The organism is Cytobacillus horneckiae (assembly GCF_002835735.1).
GTDB lineage: Bacteria > Bacillota > Bacilli > Bacillales > Cytobacillaceae > Cytobacillus > Cytobacillus horneckiae.
Genome location: NZ_PISD01000040.1, coordinates 19,407 through 45,644 on the forward strand (window position 1 = coordinate 19,407; position 26,238 = coordinate 45,644).

29 protein-coding genes are annotated in these 26,238 nt (G+C 39.3%); 15 read left to right on the forward strand and 14 right to left on the reverse strand.

The annotated features are described in order from the left end of the window. Positions 1-267: 267 nt before the first annotated feature. From CWS20_RS17870 to ybaK, 5 genes are all read left to right on the forward strand, one after another. On the forward strand, positions 268-1,443 hold the full coding sequence (locus tag CWS20_RS17870) for a ParM/StbA family protein (RefSeq protein ID WP_066188901.1): 1,176 nt from the start codon (positions 268-270) through the stop codon (positions 1,441-1,443). 10 nt (positions 1,444-1,453) lie between these two features. Beyond that, on the forward strand, positions 1,454-2,035 hold the full coding sequence (locus CWS20_RS17875) for a hypothetical protein (protein ID WP_066188903.1): 582 nt from the start codon (positions 1,454-1,456) through the stop codon (positions 2,033-2,035). A 367-nt stretch (positions 2,036-2,402) separates the two neighbouring features. Further along, the gene (locus CWS20_RS17880; protein ID WP_066188907.1) at positions 2,403-3,296 is read left to right on the forward strand and encodes an NAD(P)/FAD-dependent oxidoreductase; all 894 of its coding nucleotides are present in this window, start codon (positions 2,403-2,405) and stop codon (positions 3,294-3,296) included. Between the two features lie 172 nt (positions 3,297-3,468). Further along, positions 3,469-5,133 carry a glycoside hydrolase family 13 protein gene (locus CWS20_RS17885; protein ID WP_066188909.1) on the forward strand — a complete coding sequence of 555 codons (1,665 nt, stop codon included), beginning with the start codon at positions 3,469-3,471 and terminating at the stop codon, positions 5,131-5,133. A gap of 42 nt (positions 5,134-5,175) precedes the next feature. Continuing rightward, entirely contained in the window at positions 5,176-5,655 is a 480-nt protein-coding gene (gene ybaK / locus CWS20_RS17890) for a Cys-tRNA(Pro) deacylase (protein WP_066188912.1), read from the forward strand. A gap of 248 nt (positions 5,656-5,903) precedes the next feature. On the opposite strand, the gene CWS20_RS28095 is transcribed toward ybaK, so the two are convergent. Together CWS20_RS28095 and CWS20_RS17900 are read right to left on the reverse strand one after the other, a co-directional pair. Continuing rightward, positions 5,904-6,092: a hypothetical protein gene (locus CWS20_RS28095; protein ID WP_066188916.1), complete on the reverse strand. Its 189-nt coding sequence runs from the start codon at positions 6,090-6,092 to the stop codon at positions 5,904-5,906. Between the two features lie 555 nt (positions 6,093-6,647). Further along, positions 6,648-7,994, reverse strand: a complete 1,347-nt coding sequence (locus tag CWS20_RS17900; protein ID WP_066188919.1) for a YjiH family protein — start codon at positions 7,992-7,994, stop codon at positions 6,648-6,650. A 193-nt stretch (positions 7,995-8,187) separates the two neighbouring features. Here CWS20_RS17900 and CWS20_RS17905 point away from each other — a divergent pair, with 193 nt between their 5' ends. The 3 genes from CWS20_RS17905 to CWS20_RS17915 are packed head-to-tail and all read left to right on the forward strand — an operon-like array spanning position 8,188 to position 10,826. Next, positions 8,188-8,991 carry an ABC transporter permease gene (locus CWS20_RS17905; protein WP_066188922.1) on the forward strand — a complete coding sequence of 268 codons (804 nt, stop codon included), beginning with the start codon at positions 8,188-8,190 and terminating at the stop codon, positions 8,989-8,991. Between the two features lie 3 nt (positions 8,992-8,994). Beyond that, positions 8,995-9,801: an ABC transporter permease gene (locus CWS20_RS17910; RefSeq protein WP_066188925.1), complete on the forward strand. Its 807-nt coding sequence runs from the start codon at positions 8,995-8,997 to the stop codon at positions 9,799-9,801. Positions 9,802-9,818: 17 nt separating this feature from the next. Continuing rightward, positions 9,819-10,826 carry an ABC transporter ATP-binding protein gene (locus tag CWS20_RS17915; protein WP_066188928.1) on the forward strand — a complete coding sequence of 336 codons (1,008 nt, stop codon included), beginning with the start codon at positions 9,819-9,821 and terminating at the stop codon, positions 10,824-10,826. A gap of 190 nt (positions 10,827-11,016) precedes the next feature. Here CWS20_RS17915 and CWS20_RS17920 read toward each other — a convergent pair whose 3' ends face one another. From CWS20_RS17920 to CWS20_RS17935, 4 genes are all read right to left on the reverse strand, one after another. Beyond that, positions 11,017-12,768, reverse strand: coding sequence for an ABC transporter ATP-binding protein (locus tag CWS20_RS17920; RefSeq protein WP_066188931.1), 1,752 nt, complete (start codon positions 12,766-12,768; stop codon positions 11,017-11,019). Further along, positions 12,755-13,534 (reverse strand): MerR family transcriptional regulator, encoded by a 780-nt coding sequence (locus CWS20_RS17925; protein WP_066188934.1) that lies wholly within the window; start codon positions 13,532-13,534, stop codon positions 12,755-12,757. The genes CWS20_RS17920 and CWS20_RS17925 overlap by 14 nt, the downstream gene beginning before the upstream one ends. A gap of 141 nt (positions 13,535-13,675) precedes the next feature. Further along, a complete protein-coding gene (locus CWS20_RS17930) occupies positions 13,676-13,873 on the reverse strand; it encodes a hypothetical protein (protein ID WP_241198578.1) in 198 nt (65 codons plus the stop codon). Positions 13,874-13,938: 65 nt separating this feature from the next. Next, entirely contained in the window at positions 13,939-15,258 is a 1,320-nt protein-coding gene (locus CWS20_RS17935; RefSeq protein ID WP_066188941.1) for a short-chain fatty acid transporter, read from the reverse strand. A gap of 79 nt (positions 15,259-15,337) precedes the next feature. On the opposite strand from CWS20_RS17935, the gene CWS20_RS17940 reads away from it, so the two are divergent. Then, the gene (locus CWS20_RS17940) at positions 15,338-15,991 is read left to right on the forward strand and encodes a DNA alkylation repair protein (RefSeq protein WP_066188943.1); all 654 of its coding nucleotides are present in this window, start codon (positions 15,338-15,340) and stop codon (positions 15,989-15,991) included. A gap of 15 nt (positions 15,992-16,006) precedes the next feature. Further along, positions 16,007-17,113 (forward strand): PQQ-dependent sugar dehydrogenase, encoded by a 1,107-nt coding sequence (locus tag CWS20_RS17945; protein ID WP_066188946.1) that lies wholly within the window; start codon positions 16,007-16,009, stop codon positions 17,111-17,113. Positions 17,114-17,160: 47 nt separating this feature from the next. Here the strand turns inward: CWS20_RS17945 and CWS20_RS17950 are convergent, their stop codons facing one another. The 3 genes from CWS20_RS17950 to CWS20_RS17960 are packed head-to-tail and all read right to left on the reverse strand — an operon-like array spanning position 17,161 to position 19,617. Next, positions 17,161-17,808 carry a TetR/AcrR family transcriptional regulator gene (locus CWS20_RS17950; RefSeq protein WP_066188951.1) on the reverse strand — a complete coding sequence of 216 codons (648 nt, stop codon included), beginning with the start codon at positions 17,806-17,808 and terminating at the stop codon, positions 17,161-17,163. A gap of 56 nt (positions 17,809-17,864) precedes the next feature. Further along, entirely contained in the window at positions 17,865-18,890 is a 1,026-nt protein-coding gene (locus CWS20_RS17955; RefSeq protein ID WP_066188953.1) for an ABC transporter permease, read from the reverse strand. Further along, entirely contained in the window at positions 18,880-19,617 is a 738-nt protein-coding gene (locus CWS20_RS17960) for an ABC transporter ATP-binding protein (RefSeq protein ID WP_411814268.1), read from the reverse strand. Before CWS20_RS17960 ends, CWS20_RS17955 begins: the two co-directional genes overlap by 11 nt. A gap of 199 nt (positions 19,618-19,816) precedes the next feature. Here CWS20_RS17960 and CWS20_RS17965 point away from each other — a divergent pair, with 199 nt between their 5' ends. Continuing rightward, positions 19,817-20,329 carry an SRPBCC family protein gene (locus CWS20_RS17965; protein WP_066188956.1) on the forward strand — a complete coding sequence of 171 codons (513 nt, stop codon included), beginning with the start codon at positions 19,817-19,819 and terminating at the stop codon, positions 20,327-20,329. A gap of 162 nt (positions 20,330-20,491) precedes the next feature. On the opposite strand, the gene bshB2 is transcribed toward CWS20_RS17965, so the two are convergent. The 5 genes from bshB2 to CWS20_RS17990 all read right to left on the reverse strand — a co-directional run bounded on the left by bshB2 (position 20,492) and on the right by CWS20_RS17990 (position 23,416). Continuing rightward, positions 20,492-21,157 carry a bacillithiol biosynthesis deacetylase BshB2 gene (bshB2, locus tag CWS20_RS17970; protein WP_066188959.1) on the reverse strand — a complete coding sequence of 222 codons (666 nt, stop codon included), beginning with the start codon at positions 21,155-21,157 and terminating at the stop codon, positions 20,492-20,494. Between the two features lie 27 nt (positions 21,158-21,184). Then, positions 21,185-21,532 (reverse strand): YojF family protein, encoded by a 348-nt coding sequence (locus CWS20_RS17975; protein WP_066188962.1) that lies wholly within the window; start codon positions 21,530-21,532, stop codon positions 21,185-21,187. Between the two features lie 196 nt (positions 21,533-21,728). After that, on the reverse strand, positions 21,729-22,559 hold the full coding sequence (pdxK, locus tag CWS20_RS17980; RefSeq protein WP_066188966.1) for a pyridoxine/pyridoxal/pyridoxamine kinase: 831 nt from the start codon (positions 22,557-22,559) through the stop codon (positions 21,729-21,731). Positions 22,560-22,674: 115 nt separating this feature from the next. Further along, positions 22,675-23,232, reverse strand: a complete 558-nt coding sequence (gene def / locus CWS20_RS17985; protein ID WP_066188969.1) for a peptide deformylase — start codon at positions 23,230-23,232, stop codon at positions 22,675-22,677. Then, entirely contained in the window at positions 23,225-23,416 is a 192-nt protein-coding gene (locus tag CWS20_RS17990) for a helix-turn-helix transcriptional regulator (protein WP_066188972.1), read from the reverse strand. Before CWS20_RS17990 ends, def begins: the two co-directional genes overlap by 8 nt. A 144-nt stretch (positions 23,417-23,560) precedes the next feature. Between CWS20_RS17990 and mobA the strand changes: the two genes are divergently transcribed. Genes mobA through CWS20_RS18010 form a run of 4 tightly spaced genes read left to right on the forward strand, consistent with a single transcriptional unit; the run spans position 23,561 to position 25,922 of the window. Beyond that, entirely contained in the window at positions 23,561-24,169 is a 609-nt protein-coding gene (mobA, locus tag CWS20_RS17995; protein WP_066188975.1) for a molybdenum cofactor guanylyltransferase, read from the forward strand. A 37-nt stretch (positions 24,170-24,206) separates the two neighbouring features. After that, positions 24,207-24,671, forward strand: coding sequence for a molybdenum cofactor biosynthesis protein MoaE (locus CWS20_RS18000; protein WP_066188977.1), 465 nt, complete (start codon positions 24,207-24,209; stop codon positions 24,669-24,671). Further along, positions 24,664-24,897 carry a molybdopterin converting factor subunit 1 gene (gene moaD, locus CWS20_RS18005; protein ID WP_066191954.1) on the forward strand — a complete coding sequence of 78 codons (234 nt, stop codon included), beginning with the start codon at positions 24,664-24,666 and terminating at the stop codon, positions 24,895-24,897. Before CWS20_RS18000 ends, moaD begins: the two co-directional genes overlap by 8 nt. Positions 24,898-24,902: 5 nt before the next feature. After that, on the forward strand, positions 24,903-25,922 hold the full coding sequence (locus CWS20_RS18010) for a thiazole biosynthesis adenylyltransferase ThiF (protein ID WP_066188979.1): 1,020 nt from the start codon (positions 24,903-24,905) through the stop codon (positions 25,920-25,922). Positions 25,923-26,238: the final 316 nt, after the last annotated feature.

The window sequence follows — 26,238 nt, forward strand, 5'->3', positions numbered from 1 at the left end:
AATAAACATGTATACAAATACGTGTACAATTGAATTCAATTTTGTATACAAGTTTACAAATATGTATACATCCTTGTGTATAGGGAAGTGTACAAAAATGTATACAAGTAAACGTTTTATGTGTGTTTGTATACGAAACTTTGCTATTTGTTTACGTTTTTACGTTTTGATAACTTTTAGCAATGCTTCATTGCTAAATAGAAGAAACTCTATTACTCTTAAACTATCACCTCTTATTAAAAAGAGAATGGAAGGGTTGGATATTATATGACGAATTCTAGAATTGCAGCTGTCGATGTAGGGAATGACTCTCTCAAAGCAATATTTGGCAAGATTGATCATGAAATTAATCTGCCAAATGTTATTGCAAGAGACATCGAAGATAGACCAGTAATTGGAATTGAAGAACTAGATAGTAAAAATCCTCTAGATGGAATACATATTAGAGTCCACTCCCCTGCTTTGAAAGAGAACAATGCAATTTACCGAGTGGGAAATCTCGCGACAAAAAGCGACAATGCTTCAGAGCTAGATCCAGGTAGCAGCAAGTCTGAAGAAGATCAAACATTAGTGATGTTATTCACGGCATTAGCGTTAGACGCTGTAAGAGAAGACAATGCTGCTGATTTTAAAAAGTCGGGAAATGTTGTGGATGCGAGTTATATGCTTGGCACAGGACTTCCTTTGCGTGAAGTAAAGGAAGGAAAGGACTCAGGCTATCGTTCAAAATTAATGGGTTCTGTCCATCAAGTTGAGTTTTTAATTACTCCTAAGTATCAAGGATTGAAAGTGAATATTAAATTTGATGAAGTAAAAGTGTATCCTGAAGGATTTGCTGCCTTTATCAATTTAGTCATGGATAATCAATTAAATATTATTAACAAGGATTTAATTGATAAACGCATTTTAATTCAAGATATTGGCGGCCTATCAACAGATATTGCTGTGATTAAAGATCGCAATGTAGATGATGATAAGGCGCAAGGATTTAATCTAGGTGTATCTGAATCATTGGAAGCAATTAGAGAAGAAATTAGATCCAAACATGGTATTGAATTGGATAGTCGCAGAGACGTAGTGGAAATTATTACGAGAAAAAATAATCGAAATCATATCATGGTAAAAGGCAGCCGTACGAGCGTCCATGATATAACGGATAGAATTCTGTTGGACCTTGCTAAAAAGCAATATCGCTTGCTTCGCAATGTTTGGCAAAAAAATTCACAAACAGAAATTTGCTATTTTGTTGGAGGAGGCTCTATTGTTTTAAAAGACTATATTAAAACACTAAATAATAACTTAGATGGCTTTAATATCGATTTCTTTGAAGATGAGAAGGAAAGCATTTGGATGATGGCAAATGCATATTATAAATTAATTGCTGACTTTAGCAGAAGATTAAATAAAGATAAACAGGAAAAAAAACCTGTCAAATCAAACTAGGTGAAGAGTGATGAATAAATCTACTTCTTCGGAAGTGAAAAGAGGGCAATCCATTTCTTTCAGGATCCCTTCTGATACGCCAGATCACATTATTAAAGAACTGCAAAAATTAAAAGAAACGGAAAGACGTAATTTTTCCAGTAAAATCGCAGAGTTTGTCATGCAAGGTGTAAGTCAGTCTCATTCGAAAGATAGAGAAACCATTACGATCCCCTTGCCTAGAAGTTTAACGAAGGTTCAGAAAGATTGGCTAAAACATGAGCATTCGGAAGCTTTATTAGGAACCATCATGTATCATCTAATATCAGATCCAATCAGGTCAACTGCACTACTAGCCTCATTAAACAGCCGTTCATCAAATATTGATGAAGCATTGTATCTTCAAGAGGATTTGCGTGAAGCTGAACAGGCTGCAGATGATCAATCGGCTGTGACCGAAGAAATGGCTGATTCAGCATCATTTGATGATGACTTAATGGATTTTGATTGGGATTCTGCGAAACAAGCAGAACCATTTGAATCAGAGGAACAAAAAAGCGAAGAAAATCTCGATGATTTATTAGGCGGGTTCCTTGCACATATGAATAAGTAATGCATAAAAACGGCTATATTCATTATTTTGAATGGCCGTTTTTTGCATTTGTGGATAATTATATTTTGGAGGAAGTTGTTTATGGATAAGAGTGTGTATAATTTTAAGAATATTAACACTTATCAACAGTTATCCACAAAATAAAGTGGATAACTTTTAGTGAAGTAAGAGGTATTTTTAATAAACCTTGTAATAACTTGATTTATCGATAAAAATTAGCAGGTTGTTCGTATGTGGATAAATTTGTGGATAAATAAAGATGTGCACAATTGGTAACTTGTTTTGTGGATAAAAAGAAGGCAATTATTATATTATGATTTTCCCTATTCTGGACAAAATACAGTGTAGAAAATAGAGGGGGCGTGTCATGGTATACGATTGTTTAATAATTGGTGGAGGGATTGCAGGATTACAAGCAGCAATCCAGCTCGGCAGATATAGCCATAAAGTGCTTGTCATTGATTCGAATGACGGAAGGTCAACAATTTGCAACAGCTATCATAATATACTGGGATATCCGGACGGTGTAAGCGGCAAGGAGCTTAGACAAGTAGGAAGAATACATGCTGAAAAATTAGGTGTATCTTTTGTTGATAATAAAGTGGTGAAGGCAAATAAAGAGAAACACCGATTTGATTTACTGACAGAGGATGGAGAAATTTATAGTGGTAAACGTGTGCTGATTGCTACTGGAGTTATGGATAGACTGCCAGCCTTTGCAGAGCTGATGCCATGCTTAGGTATAACGGTGTATGTTTGCCCAGATTGTGACGGCTATGAAGTTAAAGGAAAGCGCACTATTGTAATGGGATCAGGGAACAGCGGAGCAAATATGGCACTGACGATTTCCTATTGGACAGATGATATCGTCTATATCAATGATGAACGAAAGGAAATGAAAGAGGACCTTCTTCGACTGCTTAAAGAAAAACATATACAGCTAATTGAAGTCCCTATTAGCAAGGTAATCGCTGACGGTTCATCGTTTTACGGCGTGGAATTAAGCGATGGTCAAACCATTAATGCGGATCGAGGATTTATTGCGTATGGTGGAAATAAAGTAAAGTCAGAGCTTGCTCACCAGCTCGGTGTAGAAAGATTGGAAAATAAACATATAAACGTAGATGCACGCACGAAAATGACCAATATTCCATACGTATGGGCAGCAGGAGACGTAGTAGCACACTCAGAACAAGTTACAATCGCCATGGGCGAAGGCTCCCAAGCAGCCATCTGGATCCACAAATCACTAATCAGCTAAGCTCCTCATGGAAAAATATCATTTTGTCGATATTTGCAGTTTTTTTGTAGAAATTTGTAGGGTTTTGTAGGTGACAGGTACCACAACAATATAAGCAATATAAACAACATAAGCAGTAAATATAGTAAAAGCAGCAAATCAGTTAAAACAATAAAAAAAGGGAGGGGTTTGGATGGTTTGGTGGAAGGAGGCCGTGGGATATGAGGTGTATCCGCGGAGTTTTCAGGATTCAAATGGGGACGGGATAGGGGATCTGCAAGGAATAATCAGTCGCTTGGATTATTTGTTGGATTTAGGAATAGATGTCATATGGATCTGTCCTGTATTCCGCTCCCCCAATGATGATAATGGCTATGATATCTCCGATTATCAGGACATCATGGCAGATTTCGGGACGATGGATGATTTCAACACATTATTATATGAAATTCATAAAAGAGGGATGAAGCTTATCATTGACTTAGTACTAAATCACACAAGCGATGAGCATCAATGGTTCATAGAATCAAGATCAAGCATTGATAGTCCAAAACGGGACTGGTATATATGGCGAGACGGCAAAGCAGGAAAAGAGCCGAATAACTGGGAAAGCATTTTCGGTGGTTCAGCTTGGAAGTATGATGAAAGGACAAAACAATACTATCTGCATGTCTTCTCAGAAAAGCAGCCTGACCTCAATTGGGAAAATAAAGAGGTGCGCATTGCGTTGTATGAAACAGTCAATTGGTGGCTTGAGAAGGGCATTGACGGCTTTAGAATCGATGCGATTAGCCATATCAAAAAACGTCCAGGGCTGCCGGATATAGCCAATCCAGAAAGTCTAAAATATGTACCATCATTTGAAATGCATATGAACCAAAAGGGCATTCACAATTACTTAAAAGAATTGAAAGACATAACGTATGGAAACTATGACGTAATGACAGTCGGTGAAGCAAATGGTGTAAGTGCCAGCCAGGCACATCAATGGGTAGGGAAGAAGGAAGGCAAGATGGATATGGTGTTTCAGTTTGAGCATTTAGGATTATGGGATGCTGAAAAAAACCCTGTGCTTGATATAGTTGCCTTAAAGAAAATCTTAACCCGCTGGCAAAAAGGCTTAGCAAAAGATGGTTGGAATGCACTTTTTCTTGAAAACCACGATAAGCCGCGAATTGTATCAACTTGGGGAGATGACAATGGTTTTTGGTATGAAAGTGCAACAGCATTGGCCACCATGTACTTTCTCATGCAAGGAACCCCCTTCATCTATCAGGGGCAGGAAATAGGAATGACGAATGTTAAATATCCATCTATAGATGATTATAATGATGTAATCACAAAAAATTTATATAAGCAGCGATTGGAAGAAGGCGACTCTCATCAGGCCATCATGGAAATGATTTGGGCCTCCTCCCGCGACAACAGCCGGACACCGATGCAATGGTCAAACGAAAAAAATGCCGGATTTACTACAGGAATTCCCTGGATCAAACTAAATGAAAACTATAAGAAATTGAATGTCGAGGCTCAATTATTACAGGAAGATTCCGTCCTCGCCTACTACAAAAAAATGATTGCCATGCGCAAAAAGAATGCAGTCTTTACCTATGGCGAATATCTACTTCATATGAATGAACATCCACAAATATACGCCTATTCACGCAAAAATAACGAGGATCACTTTCTAGTCATAACCAATCTAACCTCTAATAAAGCAAGCGCCAATTTTATCAGCGAGGCTTTCGATAGCGAGTCTCTTATGTTAAATAACTATAAAACCGCTCCGCAAAACCTGGAAAAAACCATCACGCTCAACCCATTTGAAGCAAGAGTATACCGCATAAAGCCTTTCTAGTGCTAAAATAAAGAAAACGTTCCGAAATAGGAGACAATGCAAATGGCTAAAGGAAAAACAAATGCGATGCGTATTCTGGACGCAAATAAAGTACCTTACGAACTTATAACCTACGAAATAAAAGATGGAAAAGTAGATGGTGTTTCCGTTGCAGAGAAAATAAATAAGCAGCCTGAAGAAGTGTATAAAACATTAGTGACAGCTGGAACGAGCAAGCAAAACTACGTATTTATCATACCTGTAGAGGCTGAACTGGATTTAAAGAAGGCAGCAAAGGCAGCCGGTGAAAAGAAAATCGAAATGATTGCTGTTAAAGATATTCAGAAGCTTACAGGGTATATACGGGGTGGGTGCTCACCCATCGGCATGAAGAAGCTGTTCCCTACATTCATAGACCAATGTGCTGAACAGCTTGATCATATGGTCGTCAGCGGAGGGAAAATTGGTATGCAAATAGAAATAGCCCCAGTGCATTTGAGCAAAACCATTGCTGGAAATTTTGCCGACATTACCCATAACTGAAGCTCATTGTTTTGAAAAAGAGTAAGGATAGTTATTTAAGATAACCCTTACTCTCTTTTTTATCTTTATATATCCATATGTGGCAATGCATTCGTTTTACTCAGTTTTTTCGTTTTTAAAAAAATAAGGTGATTTTTCCTGGAATTTAAAGTAGGGGGGATTAAGATTAGAAAAACGTCAATATTCTTAGGAGTAATAGCAGGTGTTTCTAGTATATTTTTATGGTTTGTACTAAACTTTTATAATCCTTATTCAAATCTAACTGACTCCGAACCGATGATTAATACATTTTTTATGTTATTTCTTCCTGCTTGTTTAGCAATCATTGCTTCATTAACATCTAAAATCTTCTTAATGTTAATCGTATTTTTATGGTCATTGCCAATAAGTTTATATTTATTCTTTACACCAAGCATTTTTGCTTTATTTGGACTCACTAGCATATTTTATTTGATTAGTTTACTTTTAATGAGGAGAGCCAAGATAAGAACTGTATTAAAACAATAAGGCTTTTTCAAGTAACGGAATTCGCCAGTTAAAGAAGGATACTAAAAAAAGCATTCAGCATACGATATAGAAACCTTAAAAAAAGGGGCTAATATCCGTTGAGCCATTATAATGTCAATCATCCTAAAAATTCATTCCATAAAAATTTCAAAAACCTCGATCCTGGAGCATTTCAGAACATTCCGCCTGACTATCCGCCGCCGAAAGAGTCTCCACAGCCCGTTGGGAAGCAGCCTGATTATATGATTAAAGAACACTGTATAAAAGGACTTTACAGATATACGTTTTTGTCATTGAAGACCGGCGAGTGCTTTTGGTTTTGTCCTACTTCCTATAACAGAAACCTACTTTACGGCTGGCGCCATACAAAAAGCAGATGGATCTATTTTGCCGTTCATATTCGAAAACTAGCATCGATCCAATGCACATAAAAAGGCATATCAACAAGTGATATGCCTTCATCTATTTCTCGAAAAAACAATGTCTTAAAATAAGATATGTGCAGCAACAACAATCATCGGTAAAGTAATGATTGTTCTTAGAATGAAAATCAATACCAAATCAATAAAGGTTACGGGGATTTTTGAACCAAGCAATAGACCGCCCACTTCTGACATGTAAATAAGCTGTGATACAGACAAGGAAGCGACAATGAAACGGGTCATTTCACTTTCAATGCCCGTGGCCATCACTGAAGGTAAAAACATATCTGCAAACCCTACGAAAATCGTTTCAGAAGCAGCCGTTGCTTCTGGTACACCCATCAGTTCAAGAACAGGAATGAATGGTAAACCAATCCATCTGAAAATGGGTGTGTATTCTGCTAGAATCAATGCTAAAGTCCCTAAAGCCATAACTACGGGAGCAACACCCATCCACATATCAAGAATGTTTTGAGCGCCTTGGGTGAAAAAATCTTTAATTCCCCTGCTTTTTTTTGCCTTCTCAATAGCAGCTGTTATACCCCACGTTACGGGAGTGTAGCCGCTTGGAATATCTTCTTCTGCATCTTTTGCCTTTTCATCAAAATAAGTATCTTCTTTTCTTGAGAGAGGGGGAATTCTTGGCATAATGAGCGCTGCGGCAATCCCCGATACTAAAATAGTTAAATAAAACGGAACAAACATATGTCCGAGTCCAACTTGTGACAGAACCACAAGACTAAACGTGATAGACACAACTGAGAAGGTTGTCCCGATGATGGCAGCTTCCTTTTTAGTATAATAGCCTTCTTCATATTGGCGGCTAGTAAGCAATACGCCAATTGTACCATCGCCTATCCATGAGGCAACGCAATCAATAGAAGAACGTCCGGGAAGCTTAAATAGCGGACGCATCACTTTTGTAAGCAAAGAACCGAAAAACTCTAATAGTCCAAAGTTAATAAGTAATGGAAGCAACAGTCCTGCAAATAAAAATACTGAAAATAAAACTGGTAAAAGATCAAATAATAGCAATCCGCCAGTATCAGCAGACCAAATATGTTCAGGTCCCACTTCAAAATATACAGAGACGGCAAATAAGGTACCTAATAGTCTCACAATAACCCATCCAGTCGTTACATTAAATAGGTTATTGAAAAAGGGGCTATTGATAATCGCTGCCGGCTTAGCCAGTTTGGCAATAAGTGTTCCAGCAAGTGTAATTATTATAATTCCCAACATAATCGTAGGAATGTAATCTGCTAACAAATCTTGTAGCCATCCAGAAAGAACAGCGATCGGGATGGTAACTTCTCCGCCTATTTTCATCGGAATCATAAAGAAGAGGATTCCGAATAATGAAGGGATCAAGAAGGTTAATATATCAACCAATTTAAATTTCTTATTCAAACCTTAGTCACCTTTTCTTTAATATTTATAAACAAAAACTAATTTTAATGCATATAGTCGAAAAAGCCAACCAAAATCTTGGAAAAGGAACATATTCCCTATTTTCAGAAAATAATTAATCGTCCGATTACCGTCAAAAATTCAGCCAATATATGCTAAAATTTAATTATCTTACAATGAAGCAGGTGGAAGGATGTTCAATTACCGCGTTTATTGGACCTTTGCAAAAAAGTCTTTCCTTCGATCAGCCGTTTACAGGTTTGATGTGTGGTCAAGGCTAGGATCCAATATAATCTTCCTTCTCATGTGGGGATCGATCTGGACTGCGCTTTATGCGGGAAAAGAAGAAGCAGGGGGAGTCAGCTTTGAGGCAATGCTTACATATATTGTCGTTAGCCAATTCTTAACCGGAGTGAATGGAGCAGGAACTCCTTTATGGGAGATTCAAGAGAAGGTAAGAACTGGAGATATCGCATTGGAGCTGATGCGTCCATTTGATGTTCCATTGCGTTATTTATTTGCCGATTTTGGCAGTGTTGCCTTTTATATTGTGACTGCATTGCTGCCTTTATATACCGTCCTTTTTATTTTTATGGATGTAGCCCTGCCGACTGACTGGCTGACATGGGTGTATTTCATTATTGCGTCTGTAATCGGGTTTCTCATCCGCTATTGCATTGAAATGTCCTTCGGATTGTTGACTTTTTTCCTGGTAGAAACCGGAGGCATTGAGGACATTTTTTATTTTGCCATGTCACTTTTATCAGGTTCAGTCATACCGCTATGGTTTTTCCCGGATTGGCTGGCGACCATTGCCATTTACTTACCATTCCAAGGGATTTACTATATTCCTAATTCAATTTTTATAGGTGAGATTGCTGGTCTCGAAATATTGACTTCCATTGGTATACAGCTATTTTGGGTGGTTGTTACTTATTTGGTTTTAAGGCTTATCTGGAGCCGAGCATCCAAGAAAGTGATTGTACAGGGAGGGTAGAGGATGACCTTAATGCGATACATAGAATTGTATTTTAAGCTTGTATCCGCCGGAATTCGCGCACAGCTGCAATATCGTTTTGCTTTTGTGATGAGAATTGTCGGCATGATTACTTCATATACAGGAACAGCAGTTACGATGTGGGTCATGCTTTATCAATTTCAAGAGCTTGGTTCATGGAATTTCTATGAAATGCTCTTTCTCTTTGCCATTGCAGTTCTGTCGTGGGGCTTTTGCATTATCTTATTTTTCCATTTTCGAAGCTTGGATACATATATTTTAAACGGGACATTTGATCGTTTTCTTGTTAGACCAATTAATCCATTTTTTCACTTTATGGCGATGAAATTTGATGTCGCCTCTTTTGGCCAATTTATTTTTAGCATATTCGTCTTTATATGGGTTAGTTACGAGCTGGGGATTGCTTGGTCATTGGGAAAGGCCTTATTCCTCATCGCTTCTGTCGTAGGAGGTGTACTGATTCAGGGCGGCCTTCTTGTCATCATATCAGCGTTTGCTTTTTGGACTACAAAATCAGAGCAGTTTTATTGGGTGGTGATGTATCCTGCGCGAAATTTAACGAACTATCCGCTTGTCATTTATCCAAAATTAGTTCAATGGTTTACGGCATTTGTTGTGCCCTTTGGATTTGTAAACTACTTTCCGGCTGCAGTTCTATTGGAAAAAGAAACACCGTTTTTTCCTGACAATATCGGCTATTTTTCACCGGTGGTAGGTATTGTTTTCTTTCTGGTCGCCTACTATATTTGGATGCTTGGTTTAAGCCGCTATAAAAGCACAGGATCGTAAAGGAGGAGGGGTAAAGGATGCCAATTATTGAAGTGGAACATTTGATGAAGGATTTTAAAATTGCCAAAAGAGAAACAGGATTTGCCGGAGCGTTAAAAAGCTTGGTTAAACGGGAGTTTATAACGAAGGAAGCAGTGAAGGACATCAGCTTTACGATTAATGAAGGTGAAATGGTGGGGTATATTGGACCGAATGGAGCCGGCAAGTCCACAACCATTAAAATGTTGACCGGCATTCTTGTCCCGAGCGGTGGGCATGTGCGGGTCAATGGCATTGTCCCTTATGAGGATCGCCAGGAAAACGCAAAGAATATCGGCGTTGTCTTTGGGCAGAGAACCCAGCTGTGGTGGGATTTGCCGACAATTGAATCGTTTGAGCTGTTAAAGGAAATATATCAGGTATCAAATGAGCGCTACAAAGAGAATATGGCTACTTTTATTGATATACTTGGTCTTGATGAATTTTTAAATACGCCTGTTCGTCAACTCTCACTCGGGCAGAGAATGAGAGCGGATATTGCTGCTTCACTTCTGCATGACCCGCCGATACTGTTCCTTGATGAACCAACCATTGGGCTTGATGTTGTTGCAAAAGAGAGAATGCGGACATTCATTAAAGAAATCAATAAAGAGCGGAATATTACAGTCATATTGACGACACATGATATGGAGGATATTGAGCAGCTATGTGAGCGCATGGTGCTTATCGATCATGGACAGAAGGTCTACGATGGCGAAATTTCTGTTGTAAAAAACCGCTTTGGTAAAATCCGCACATTGGTCGTGGATTTAGAAGAATCAAAGCGGACACTTCAATTGATGAACGGTGAGGTATTTAAAGAGGAAGCCAATAGATATTGGATCCGATTTAATCGGGAGGAAGTCTCGGCTTCGGAGATTATTAATCAAATTACTAAAACACATAATATTAAGGACTTAACCGTTGAAGAACCAGAAATAGAGTCAATTATAAGCAGAATTTATCAAGAAGGCTTTGAAGAAATATCAGAGCCTGTAAGGAATTAAGAGAGCTGTCAGAACAGCTCTCCATGCTGTAGAGAGACTTAGAGATTTTCTTAGGCTAACCGCTCGCTTCCTCGCTGCGTGCCTTTAGTGTCTCGACTATCCCGCTTCTCTCAGGCAGGAGTCGAGCTGTCACTCTCTAAATCTAACTAAATTTTATATGATTACTTTCTCAACACTCTGAGCGCTCTCATTATTGCATTGCTTCATAGTTTAATTGCTTGTTAGCCAGCTTTTCGTAAAGCTTATGGGAGGATAGCAACTCGTGATGTGTACCAGTGCCTGTGACGGCTCCTCCTTCGAGCACCACGATTTGATCGGCATCAACAATCGTTGAGAGCCGATGGGCAATGACAAGCGTTGTACGGTTTTTCATTAAATTTTTTAACGCCATTTGAACAAGCTGTTCAGATGAGCTGTCTAAATTAGAGGTTGCTTCGTCTAAAAGGAGTATTTTAGGATCGCGAATGATGGCTCTTGCTATCGCAATTCTTTGTCGCTGCCCTCCGGAAAGCTTCATTCCTCTTTCGCCTACTTCCGTATCATAACCATCCGGAAGCCGGTCAATAAACTCAGCTGCGTGCGCGAGTGCAGCTGCTCTTTTAATATCTCCATCTGTTACTTCCTCTTTTATTCCGTAGGCAATATTCTCCCTTATTGTTCCTGACATAAGTGGGCTTTCCTGCGATACATAGCCGATTTGTTCACGCCAGCTATGAAGATTGTATTCTTCTATCAATGTATCTCCAAGAATCACTTGGCCGGACTGTGGTTTGTAAAATCTTTCTAATAACGCGAATAAGGTAGTTTTTCCGCTGCCGCTTGGTCCAACAAATGCGGTCATTTTTCCGGCTGGAATATGGAGATTAATTTTTTTAAGGATGTGATCTTCTTTATAGCCGAATGAAAGGTCTTGCAGAATGATATCCTGTGTAGGATTCTCTACTTTTTTTGCTTGCTTGCTACATTCTATTTCTAAGCCAAGAATATCTTGAAGTCTCTCTGTAGCACCAATTGCTTTTTGGAAGGCTGTAAAGAAGGAGGCCATTTGTGTAAAAGGAACAACAATTTGAAACATATAAATGATGATGGCTACAAGAGAGCCTGCAGACAGCGCGCCAGAAGCGACTCTCACACCGCCATATCCAATTAAAACGACAAGGACAAGCATCATAATGAAGGTCATGAATGGCGATACAACAGCCTGAATTCTCGCCTCTTTTAGTCCGAAGGAAAATAAATGATGAATGCTTTGATATCCTTTGCTTTTTTCTGTGTCTTCTGCATGATAGGCCTTAACGAGGCGGATGTCTGATAATACTCGGCCTAAATTTCCTGAAAAGCCAGCCATTTCATCTTGAGTGGATAACGATACTTTATATATTTTTTGCCCAAGCGGCATAATGACGATGATGGCAATGGGCACAGCAATAATCATAATTAATGTCATTCTCCAATCAATCATAAACAAGATGATAATAGAACCAATGATAGAAATAAGCCCTGTAAAAAAGGTAATTAAATGCTGAGTGATTAAATTTTTCACAATATTTGTATCTTGAGTAATCCGGCTCATCGTTTCCCCAGATTGATGTTTATCAAAAAAGGGGATAGGCAGGTGAACGACATGATCCCAAAGTTTTCTTCTTAAGGAGGCAACAATATTTTCGCCAATGTAGTTCATAAAATAAAAGGAGAAGCCTGCTGCAATCGTTTGGATAATAAAAGCCGCTGCAAGCATGATAATTAACGAGATTTCTAAAGCAGATGCGGCTAATTGATCGACGAGAGAAGCGGTAAATAGAGGCACGATAAGGCCGGCAGCAGTTTCGAGAATACTGAGAAAGATCGCAAAGAAAAGAATCCATTTTGGCGGATTGGCATCCTTTAATAACTTCCAGAAGCCTTGCAACTTTGCAGAGCCCTTTTTATCAGTCGTTTTCATCTAGTATCAATCCCATCTTTTTAAAATATATCTCCAGTGCCTGACCGACCCATTTTTCTTCTCCCGCATTAAAGGCGGAAGGAAAAAGGACAGGCGAATCATCTAATTGCTGAGTTAATTCCTCATCTTTTTCCATAAGCGTCTCAATCAGAGATTTTGTATCTGGATAGAGATCGTTTAATATTTGCCACAGCTCATCAATCAAATGTTGTACAGAAGTGCTTGAAGGTTCCTGGCCATATGCTTCCTTTAAGTTTGTAAATAAATTCGCTGTTCGCTTGCTCAGTTGCTTATGCTTTTCTTCAGGAATATTATAGATTTCATTTATTGTGATTTCAGGTATGAGTTCTTTAAGGAACTCTCTATGCTCATTTTCCATTTGAATGGAGTTAATAAGTGAGATGAAGATCGTGGCATCAATGGTTTGATTATCCTCAATAATTGTTAGTGCATGATCCAAAGTGCGAATCATCTGCTCAATCTGCTGTTTCTTCTTTATCATTTCACCTCTCTGGAACTGTATGGATTGTTTGAGATTCCAATCCTTTTCATGAATAATTTCTTGAATTTCTTCCAGAGAATATCCAAGGTATTTTAAAGTAACAATTTTTTGCAGCTTTACAATTTCTGCATCTGTATAATATCTTCGGCCGCCGTCAGAAAGGAATGCCGGTTTTAATAATCCGATTTCATCGTAATAGTGAAGTGTTCTCACAGTTGTATTTGTTTTTTTTGAAAAATCGCCGATTCCGTATTGTGCTGACATCTTCTAACCTCCTTCATTCTTTCTAGTTTTATCATAAGACCTAACGTTACGTGAGATACAAGAGGAATTTAATTTTTTTTTAAAAATAAAAAACCTCAAAAATGAGGTTTTGAAACATCAGAGGTGAGATTATTTACCTCTCTATTGTAATTGGCACTTAAAGACCTTCTTAATTCCTTCCGTTCCAACAACACTGCCTATCATCCCTATTAATACGCTTGCTGAAATGAATTTAACTATATAATAAATACCCGTTCCAGTAACGAGGTCAATGATGAAAACCTTTTTAATGGTGGAGCCTTTAATCGAATAAAAGATTATTTGGTTCTCCTTCTTCAATGCTGTCACATCCTTCTTATTTTTCTTTTTAAAGGTATGACAAGAAAAGGCTGTCTTATTCAAAATTAAATCAATAAGAAACCGAGAGATATAATAACGCCGCTTACAAATAGGGTGAGGACGCAAAATCCCATTATATCTTTAGCTTTTAATCCTGCTATAGCAAGTGCCGGCAATGCCCAGAATGGCTGAATCAAGTTCGTCCAGGCATCGCCCCAGGCCACTGCCATGGCCGCCTTTGGAATAGAGACATCGAGCGCAATGGCTGCATCTAAAATGACAGGCGCTTGTATGGCCCATTGGCCACCGCCGGAAGGGATAAAGACATTAATTAGTCCTGCGCTAAGAAAGGTCAGTACTGGAAAGGTCTGTTCATTTGCAATCGATATAAAAGCATTTGAAATGACAGCAGCTAAACCAGAAGCTGTCATCATGCCAATAATCCCCGCATAGAAAGGGAATTGAATAATAATCCCGCTCGCGCCCTTCACTGCATTAGTTACCGCAATAAGGAAATTTTTCGGCGTTCCATGAAATAATATGCCTAAAAATAAGAAAAGAAAGTTCACAATATCAAGATTTAGCTGAAAGCCGCTGCTCGAAAAATAGTAGAATAAAAATATTAAACCAAAAATACCAATCAGCATCGATAATATTTTACTATTTTCTAAGCGTTCCGCAGGTGTTAGATGTCCCTTTTCAATGGTTGCTGCAGTGATTTCCTCTTTAAGAAGTTCGGGATCTATCATAACCGCCTCTTTTTTTGACGGAAGCATTAACCGGTTCATAATAGGAAGTGCAATAAATAAAGCGAGCGTAATGGCAAGATTAAATCCAGCAAAAATGGTTTCGCTCGTTGGAATGATGCCGATTAAGTCTTCAGAGAAGTGTCCTGGCGTAGCGATGGTTAATGGTGTAGAACCTGAGATTCCGCCATGCCAGATAATAAAGCCGGAGTAAGCGCTTGCAATTAATAGCCGATAGTCGACGCCTTTTACCTGCCTGGCTAATTCTTTTGCAAATAACGCGCCGATGACAAGTCCGAACCCCCAGTTGATCCAGCTGGCGATTAACGATATAACAGTTACAATAATGACTGCTTGTCCAGGTGTATTTGCTTTTGAAGCAAGGGCGGACAGCCCATTCTTAAATATTTTACTGCTGGCAAGAACATGGCCGGTCACAAGGACGAGCACCATTTGCATTGTAAACATAAGCAGTCCCCAAAATCCTTCACCCCAATACTGGACCATTGCATATGGGCTGCTGTCAGTAAATAATAGACCTAATCCAAAAACGACAAAGGTTAAAATGATGACAAATAGAAACGGATCAGGTAAATAGCGTTGCATGAGCCGATTAAAAAAAGATACAATTACTTTCAAAACTTTCCCCTCCCTGTTAATATATTATCATAATATTTTTATTTTAATTAATATTCAGCAAATAAAGGAGATATACTTGATGAAGTTATTGATCGATTCATTTGAAGCCCATCGAGATGTGGAAAACGCCAAGTTGATGGAAAAGTATATGAAAAATAATTTTCCATTTTTGGGGATTAAAACACCTAAGCGGCGGGAATTAATTAAAAGAGTCTTTAAGGAGACAGAGCTTTTAAAAGAAGAATTTCAGCCAGATCTAGTCAGAGAGCTATGGGCATTGCCGGAAAGAGAGTACCATTACGCGGCCCTCGATTATGTGAGTGGATCAATGAAAAAGCTGGATAATGGACATATGAGCTTGTTTGAGGAATTGATAACAGATAAATCCTGGTGGGATACGATTGATACAATCGCCCCGCATGCAGTTGCTGCCATTGCCTCTCGTTTTCCAGAGGTGATTGAATCAAAGATAGATGGATGGGCTGAAGCTGATCATATTTGGCTGCGACGATCGGCGATTCTTTTCCAGCTTAAACTGAAGGAAAAGACGGATGAAGAGAGGCTCTACCGCTATATTGTACATAATCAGGATGAGAAAGAATTTTTTATTCAAAAAGGAATTGGCTGGGCACTCAGAGAGTACTCGAAAACGAATCCAGACTCTGTAAGAGATTTTATTCAGAGAAGTAACCTTTCTCGTCTAAGTGTGAGGGAAGGGAGCAAATATATATAATTAAGGAGTGGTTTTTTGCGAAAAATATTGGTGGCATTGTTCGGCAGCATTGTTTTGCTGGCTGGTTGCACGGGCGGAAATGAAGCAGAAGATAGCAGCGATGCTGGGGAAGTGACGAATGAAGCAGGAAGCGATGAACCTGTCAGCAATGGAACGGTAGGTGAGCCTGAAGTAGTGACGGAAGATTTGAATATTCCGTGGTCCATAAATCATCATGATGATGTTTTTTATCTATCGGAAAGGCCAGGCAATGTCGTTGTTGTTAGCGATGGGCAGAAAGAAGAGCAGGATGTAGAGCTTGATAAAAAGGTATCAACTGTGTCTGAAGCAGGGCTATTAGGGTTTGTGCTTGCACCTGACTTCGCAGAATCAAAACATGCCTATGCTTACTACACCTATGAAGAAGAGGGAGAAGTTTTAAATCGCGTTGTTTTATTAGAGCAAAGCGAAAATGTTTGGCGTGAAGCAGAAGTTTTGCTTGATAAAATCCCGAGTGGACAAGTGCATCATGGCGGCAGGCTGAAGATTGGGCCGGACGAAAAGCTTTACACCACAACAGGTGATGCGTCAGAACCTGAACTAGCTCAGGATAAGGATTCTTTAGCAGGGAAGATCCTCCGAATGAATTTGGATGGATCGATACCGGACGACAACCCTTTTGAAAACTCTTATGTATATAGTTATGGACATCGCAATCCCCAAGGCCTCGCTTGGTCTGAAGAGGGGGAGCTGTATGAAAGTGAGCACGGGCCAACAGCAAACGATGAAATAAATGTCATACGCGCTGGGAGTAACTATGGCTGGCCTGAAATTACAGGTGAGGCGTCTAAGGAAGGGATGGAATCGCCGATATTTACGTCTGGTGATGGAACGACTTGGGCGCCCTCAGGCATGGCTTATAGCGATGGAAAGCTCTATGTTGCAGCATTGCGAGGTACAGCGGTACTGGAGTTTGATATAGAGGCAGGAGAGATGAGAGAGGTTGTAACAGGCTTGGGACGTATCCGTGATATTCATATTGAAGATGAGACATTATATTTTATCAGCAATAATACGGATGGCCGTGGAGAACCGCTCGACAACGATGATCACCTTTATAAAATGGATATAAGCGGATTGTAGTTAATAAGAAAAGAACGAACTCACTAGGCAGTGAATTCGTCCTTTTTTTATTTTTGCGGTGATAGTCCGTGCAGTAAAAATTGGACCATATTCTCAATTTCTTCTTCATCATTCCATTCATTATCAGGGAAAATTAAATACCTTGTAAAAAAGTAGCCCATAAGCGTAGAAATATTCAATCGAATAACACTGTGCGCCGGTATTTGGATGATATCTCCTTTTTCTTGATAGTACAAGACTAAGTCCTTAAATCGTGAATAAATCTTAATGGCGATATGTTCCATAAATTGTTCCTTTAGTTCTGGATGAAACGGAATTTCCTGAATTAAAATCTTAAATAACGGCAAATTTTGCTTCAGGAATATGTCGCGGTTCGCAATCATGGCTCTGAGAAAATCCTCATATCGCTCATATTTGTGATTAAGCACTTTGTATATATCTTTAATCACAAATGGGGCGATCGATTTAGCCAGCATTGGAGCGATGATGCTGAGTAGCAGGTCTTTCTTTGTTTTATAATGACGGAAAATAGTTCCTTCCGCTACTCCTGCTTTCTTAGCAATCTCGCTTGTCGATGTGCCGGCATAGCCTTTTTCTGAAAAAGAGTCGATGGCTGCTTCAATAATTTTTTTCTGTTTCTCTGTCAGTTTTTCATCTTCAAATAACTGATCGATAATTGAGTTTGATTCTGGCATCACTTGCTCCTCTATTACATTCGTTAAGATTATTATAATTCCATATTAATGATAAGTCATATTTTCCGGTGTTTTTTTAAAACGAGAATATTTAACAGAATGAATAGCAGTGAAAAGCCAGTTAATAAAAGGATATTCTCAATTATCGTGCCCCAGCCTGTTCCGCGAACCATCACGCTTGTTAATGCATCTGCTGTATAGTAAAGGGGCGTGAGCGGACCAATCCAGCTTAGCCATTCCGGTATGGCCTCTAAGTTGAATAGTCCGGAAAAGAATATTTGCGGCACAATAATAATCGGAATGAATTGCATCATTTGCAGCTCGTTATTTGCAAAGGATGATAGCAAAATTCCTAAAGTTAGAGCGGTTAGAGCTGTAAATAAAGAGATAATGATAACTAAGCTAAATGCCCCTTCCATATACATTCCCAATACGTAAATAGCGTATGCAGCTATGAGGAATGTTTGCAAAATGGTAAAGATGCCAAATCCAATGACATACCCAAATACAATTTCTGATTTTTTCAGCGGTGTGCTAAGCAATCTTTCTAATGTGCCTGTTGTCCGTTCACGCAAAAAGGATACCCCGGCTATTAAGAAAACGAAGAAGAAGACAAAGAAGCCAAGCAGGATGGGCCCGATATAATCAAATTGTTCAAGTTCTGACCCGCCGTGGAGGAAATCAATGTCCATCTTAGCCGATTTCTTGTCAGGGCTGTTAAAGGCATTTTGCAGCAGTGACATGACTGCCCGATTGGAGGTTGGATCGCTGCCTTCTAAAACTAGTGAAGGCTGGCTGCCATCCATATAAAGGTAAGCATCTATTGTGCGTTGCTCTATTGCTGATTTTGCTTCCTTCATATGATCATAGTTTTGGAAATGGCCCGCCTCGCTGCTGTTTAATGAATTGCTTACTGCTTCAGGTAGGTCTACCAATCCAATTGTTGGTTCATAGTTGCTTCCATTAAAAACGAAATGGAGGAGGGTAAGCACAAGGATGGGAGCAAAGATAAGCAGAGCTATCGTTCTTTTATCACGGAATATTTGACGCAATATACGAATCGTTAATGCCTTAATTCTCATGAACCGCACCTCCGTATACTAAAAATGCTTCTTCTATTGATTGAGAGCTAGTGTCGGCCATTAGTTCGGTGGGTGTGCCGATTGCAATAAGTTTACCATCCCGGAGCAGTCCGAGGCGGTCGCATTTTTCGGCTTCATCCATCACATGGGTCGTGACAATTATTGTTGTCCCATTCGATTTTAAGCGATCGAATGTTTGCCAAATACTTTTTCTTAATACGGGATCAATTCCCACCGTTGGTTCATCAAGGATGAGCAATTCAGGTTCATGCAGCAGGGAGATAGCGAGTGACAACCGGCGTTTCATTCCGCCTGAGAAGCTGGAGACAAGCTTTTTCTCTGTTCCTGCTAAGTTTACAATCTTTAAAACCTCGGGTATTCTTTGCAGTCTTTCCTTTCGCTTTAATCCGTAAATTGCTGCAAAAAATTCCAGGTTTTCTTTCGCACTTAATTCACCATACAACGCGTCAGATTGACCCATATAGCCAATCCGCTTCATGATTTGTAAGCTGGGCATACGCTGCTGAAAAATAACATTCTCCCCATCAGTCGGAACCTCAAGCCCGGCAAGCTGTTTCACCAATGTGGTTTTTCCAGCGCCAGAAGGTCCGAGCAAACCAAAAATCTCACCTTTCCTAATACTGAAATGAATATCCTTTAACACTGCCTGATCGCCGTAACGCTTAGAAACATGATTCACACAAACAACATCAGAATCTCCAACCAATCGAAGCACCTCCATCACACTCATTAAAATAGTGAGTAATCACTCACTTTTACACCCTAATCCAATAATAACCAACTCATCCCAATAAGTAAACCACTCATTCATTGATGTCGAAATTTGTCAAACCTTGGAGGTGACAGGTACCCACTATTTATGGTAAGTATTAATTAGTGAAATTTAGAAGAGTGGGGTGTGTGGCATGGCGGATTTTCGTTCGAGTGTGATCATTGCAAAGCCTTTGGATGAGGTGTTTGCTTATATGCTGGATTTAGATAATATACATGAGATTATGCCGATTGTTGTGAAGCGTGAGAAATTGACGGAGGGTACAATTACCAAGGGGACGATGTTAAAAGAGACGCGCAGAGTGCGTGCCTCGGACATCACATCAACGATTGAAGTGCTGGAATATGAAGAAAATCGCCGATTTACAACGAAATCAGATTCTAATGGCTTAATAGTTGAATACAAATATGATTTTTATGAAATCTCTGAAGGTACACAAGTTGAACTTGAGGCAACAGTAAAGACGACAGGATTGCGCATGAAACTGACGAAGCCTTTTCTTGTAAAAATGATGAAGCATGAAGATGGCAACCAGCTCTTAAATCTAAAGGATATGCTGGAAGGAAATCATCCTGTCGAAGAAGCAGAAGAAGAAAAGCAAGAGGAAGAACTGACAGAACCAGCTGACGAGCATAAAAAAGACTAATAAAAATAGTAGCATCACTAGTGGTACCTGTCACCAACAAACTTCCACAATTGACGACAAATTCCGACAAATTCCGATGAGTCTAATCAAAAAACCTGCAGGCATAAGAGAGATTCTCGTTTGCCTGCAGGTTTTTGTTTAGTAGCGATTCAATCCTAAATATTAAAACTTATAAGTCCAAAAGCGTTCTAAGTTTACTCTTGCCATCACCATGGGGTCGTTGTTTTTTAGTTGTTCTTCCATCTCTTTTACCATCAGCTGAGTTTGAGATACATGGGCTTTAAGAGTGGCGATTTTTATATGTGCGACTTCCGTTACGTCATGGATAATATCAGCCTGGCCGATTTCTTCCTCGCAATTATTCGAAAAAGCAACGCAATATACTTTTGGCCTTTTCCCGGCTGGAAGCTTTTCTACAGCTCTTATGACGGCTGCGCCTGTTGCATCATGATCAGGGTGAACGGAATAGCCAGGATAGAAAGTAATAATCAATGAAGGATCCAATTCATCGATTAATTCTCCCATATGGCTGGCCAATGCTTCTTCCTCTTCAAACTCTACGGTTTTATCGCGATAGCCAAGCATTCTTAAATCAGTAATCCCCATCGCCCTTGCCGCATTCTGCAATTCCTTTTTACGAATATGTGGAAGCGATTCCCGAGTCGCAAATGGTGGATTTCCTAAATTTCTACCCATTTCGCCTAGCGTTAGGCAGGCATAAGTTACCGGTGTTCCATTTTTAATATGTAAGGCAATTGTTCCAGATACACCAAACGCTTCATCGTCCGGATGAGGAAAAATAACAAGCACTTGTCTTTCTTGTTCCATCTTCTTCTTGTCCTCCTTTCAATAAAATTATTCAAAAGGTGTTTCACTAATTTCTAACGTAACAGCCAGTTTGCCATTGAAATCATGACCTGCTAAAAGCAAGCGATTTTGATTATCCACTTCAAAATGTGTAATGCCTTCCGCATAAACCCAGCCAATCGTTGTTTTCAATCCAATCCGATACGGCCCATCTCCGGCAATTTTACTATGCTCATATTTCAAGTAAGCGTTCCGTATATAAGCACCGGAAGAGAAGAAGGTTTCATCAAAATGGGAAGCATAAGCACCATTCGTTGTCTCTAAATGAATGTACACATCCTTATTTGCTAGATGATCTAATTCCTTTTGTACTTGCTCTTTTACAACAAGCTCCATATTATGCCCTCCCTTCAAAAGAAAAACCTGTATATAATTTGTCTGAATGTTAAAGTCTCTATACTGTCAGTTAAGTTCAATTTTACTAAAAAAAATCAGTAATTGCTAAAATGGTGCACTCAATAATTACTGGGAAAAAATAAGAAAAACGCAACCTACAATTTCCATTGAAGTTGCGCCTTGCTCATTCATTAGTTTATTGCTCTATTTTTGTACGGCCTGCACCGTATGTGCGATATGCACCATGCATAGTTGGTCCAACATATTGATTCAATTTAAATCCGTGTGAAATAGCAGCAGTAATGAAATCCTTCGCTACATCTACTGCTTCTTCAACAGATTTTCCTTTAGCCAGTTCAGCAGTGATGGCACTGGAGTAAGTGCAGCCAGCACCATGAATATATGGTGTATCGATTAATTCTGCTTCAAGGAATTTGAATTCTTTTCCATCATATAGAAGGTCAACGGCTTTTTCTGTTTTAAGCTTGCTACCGCCCTTAATTAATACATATTTTGGACCGAGTGCATGAATTTTTTCTGCCGCTTCCTTCATATCCTCAATCGTTTTAATTGGTTTTGTTTGTGCCAGCTGAGATGCTTCAAATAGGTTCGGTGTAACCACTGTTGCGAGTGGGACAAGCACCTTTCTTAACGCATCGGCTGTTTCAGGATGAAGCACTTCGTCTTCCCCTTTGCAAACCATAACAGGGTCAATCACAGCATGTTTGATTTTGCTTTCATTTATCGTCTTTGCGGCTGTTTCAATGATTTCAACAGAACCAAGCATGCCTGTTTTCATTGCATCTATTCCAACAGAAAGGATCGTTTCAATCTGTGCCTCAAGTGTGCTAATTTCAATCGGAAATACATGATGGTGCCAATTATCTTTTGGATCCATTGTTACGATTGTTGTTAATGCTGACATCCCGTAAACTCCAAGCTCTTGGAATGTTTTAAGGTCAGCTTGAATTCCTGCTCCGCCGCTGGAGTCTGAGCCAGCAATAGTCAAGACTTTTTTCATAGTCATCTGTCGTTTCCTCCCTGGAGTGATAGATTGAAGATAGGCGTATCTTCCTCATTATAACAATAAAATAAAAAATGTATATGGTGAACTGAACTCTACTTTAATATAAAGAATTGTCCTAGATTTTATTTATAATTGGATTATTTTTATCAATTCGGTCATAAAACATCATTCCGTTTAAATGATCAATTTCATGCTGCATCAAAATCGAACCATAGCCTTTAAAAGCTAACGTAACCTGTTCGCCTTTTTCATTATAAGCCTTCACTTTAATTTTTTCATATCTCGGAACCTGTCCAAAAATTTCACGATTGACAGATAAACAGCCTTCACCTTCAGGCAGGCAGATAATATTTGTTGAGTGGCTAATAATCTTAGGATTAATCAGCTTATACTCAAAATCCTGGCCCTTTTCATCCTCATATTTAGCAGCAAACATACGCTTTGCGATGCCAACTTGATTGGCTGAAAGGCCTGTACCGGCACGAAGTTTATATTTTTTTGCTAATTCCGGATCCTGGCTGTTCCTTAAATACTCCATCATGCATTCAAGTTCCATCAGGTCCTGATCATTCAAAGGCAAATGCATATCATCTAATTTTGTTCTTAAGATGTCATCCTGCTCTGGAACAAAGTCCTTCATTGTAACGATATAATCTTTATGAAAATTACTCATATATAAAAACCTCTTCTACATTTTTATTTAAGGCTCTGGAAATTTTAAACGCAAGATCTAATGTTGGATCATACTTATCATTTTCAATACAATTGATGGTTTGACGGGCGACACCGCATAACTCAGCCAGTTTTCCTTGTGTCAAGTTGAGTTGTGTTCTCCATTTCTTTATATGATTTTGCAACAGCTTTTCCTCCTGTGTCAAAAGTGTTTGACAACATAAATCTACCAAATATCAATTAAAATGTCTAACCTTCTGGACAGCCTGAGTTGATTATCGAAAGAAAAAGCGATTAAATAGAAGCATAGCATCGAGGAGGAAAAGGTTATGCAATCAACTGGGATAATTCTCGCAGGTGGGAAGTCGAGCCGGATGGGCAGAAATAAAGCATTAATGACACTTGAGGACAGAGCGGTGATTGATCGCATAGCTGAGTCACTGAGCACAATTACGACGGACCTTATAGTGGTAACAAACACACCGGACGAATATGAGTTCTTGGGTCTACGTACTGTCAGTGATACCTATAAGGAAAAAGGTCCATTGGCAGGGATGGAGGCTGGTTTAAGAGCATCTAATACAGAAAAAAACCTCATCGTAGCTTGCGATATGCCATTTATTTCTTCTGGCATTGGTGGATATTTGCTTACACAATTAGAAGAACATGAAGCAGCAGTACCGATTATCCAAAATCAGCTTCATCCACTCTTTGCATCCTATCGAAAAGATGTGCAAAGTAGAATAGAGCAGTCAATCATCTCAGATGAATTAAAAATACGGCTTCTATTTGAAAAAATAAACACAAAAACAGTGACTGAAACGGAACTGAAGAACCAAGGATTTTCCGTAACAGAAAATGACTTCTTTAATATGAACCATCCTGTTGATTTTTCTCAAGCATTAAAAATATCCTCACAAAAATCCAGTGAGAGTTGATAGAATGGAAGAAGGACATCAATAACGAGGTGATGGGATGAAATTTCAAATATCTAAAGAACCAATTAATATACAGCAAGTCATTGATCAAGTTGTCCAGCGGGAAGCGGGAGCAATAACAACTTTTATCGGTACTGTAAGGGAAATCACACACGGTAAGAAAACATTATATTTAGTATATGAAGCTTACGAGAGCATGGCGGTCAAAAGGCTTGAGCAAATAGGGAAAGAAATTGAGGAACGATGGAAAGGCGCGGATGTAGCGATTGTTCATCGCGTTGGTAAGCTTGATATTACAGATGTTGCGGTCGTTATTGCCGTATCTACTCCTCATCGTGCAGATGCATATGAAGCAAACAGATATGCTATTGAACGCATTAAAGAAATCGTGCCTATTTGGAAAAAAGAGCATTGGGAAGATGGACAAGAATGGATTGGCAATCAGCTTGAAACTGTTGCATATTCAAAAGGAGAACCGGAGGCGAAGCATCTTGATGAATAAATTATTATTTTTTGCCCATTTAAAAGATGAGGCAGGTGCAGAAACGCTATCAATTGATGTATCAGGAAAAACAATTGCGGAACTAAAAACAATCGTCTCAGAGCAGCATGGCCTCACAAAAATAGACAGTGTGATGACAGCAATTAATGAAGAGTTTGCTGAGGATGATGACATCATTCAGCAAGGAGATACGATTGCCTTCATACCTCCAGTAAGTGGAGGCTGAGTGGATTGAACGAAAGATATTCCAGACAAACTTTATTTCCAGCTATTGGTGAAGAAGGACAGAAGAAAATCCGCAAAAAGCATGTTCTTATCATCGGGGCAGGAGCATTGGGATCAGGCAACGCAGAAGTGATGACAAGAGCGGGAATTGGCAAGCTGACGATTGTAGACCGCGATTACGTGGAGGAAAGCAATCTTCAAAGGCAGCAGCTCTATACAGAGGAAGATGTTTTTGAAAAAATGCCTAAGGCAGCAGTAGCTGAAAAAAGGCTGAGAGCGATTAATTCTGAAACTGATATCGCAGCTGTCATAACGGATGCCACTCCTGACCGGCTGGAAGAGCTTGTCCAAACAGTTGATTTAATCATCGATTCAACTGATAATTTTGAAACGAGAATGGCGATAAATGATATATCGCAAAAATATCAAATTCCGTGGATTTACGGTGCCTGTGTCGGTAGCTATGGCATGAGCTTGACGATTATTCCCGGAATGACACCATGTCTCCACTGTTTGCTGAAAAAAATTCCCATTCAAGGTATGACATGTGATACAGGTGGAATTATCGCTCCTGCCGTGCAAATGGTTATCGCTCATCAAACCGCTGAGGCGCTGAAAATATTGGTTGAGGATTGGGATGCCATTCGCACAACCTTTACTAGCTTTGATTTATGGGGTAATCAGTATACTAATATAAAAATTGCCAAAGCGAAGGATGACGGCTGTCTATCCTGCGGAGAAGCGCGCACCTATCCGTTTTTACAAAATGAAAATTTAATGAAAACCACTGTATTGTGTGGGAGGGATACCGTCCAGGTGCGTCCACCTGCCAAGCAACAACTTGATCTTGCACGCCTATCCGAGCAAATGCAAGCAAGCGGCTATCAAATTAAAGGGAATCCTTATTTAATATCTGTAGAAATGAAGCCGCAGCGTATCGTCGTATTCAATGACGGCCGCGCACTCATCCACGGAACAAAGGATCTGTCGCAAGCAAAGGCAATTTATAACCGGTTATTAGGATAAAAAGAGCGGCTGTTTTTGGCCGCTCTTTTTTGTGGAATCTGGAAGGATACACAACGATGAGAATGCGGCGTGAAAAGTCCGAACTGTGATGCAAAAATAAGAAAGCAGCGCAAAAAAAATCATGTGGTGACGCAAAAACAAAAAATGAGAAGCAAAAAGCCGACGAGTTGACGCAAAAACAGAAAGTGACGCAAAAACAAAAAAAGTGACGCAAAAAGCCCGCGAGTTGACGCAAAAACAAAAAGTGACGCAAAAATTCCGCGAGTTGACGCAAAAACAAAAAGAGAAGCAAAAAACCGACGAAAAAAAATCCAGG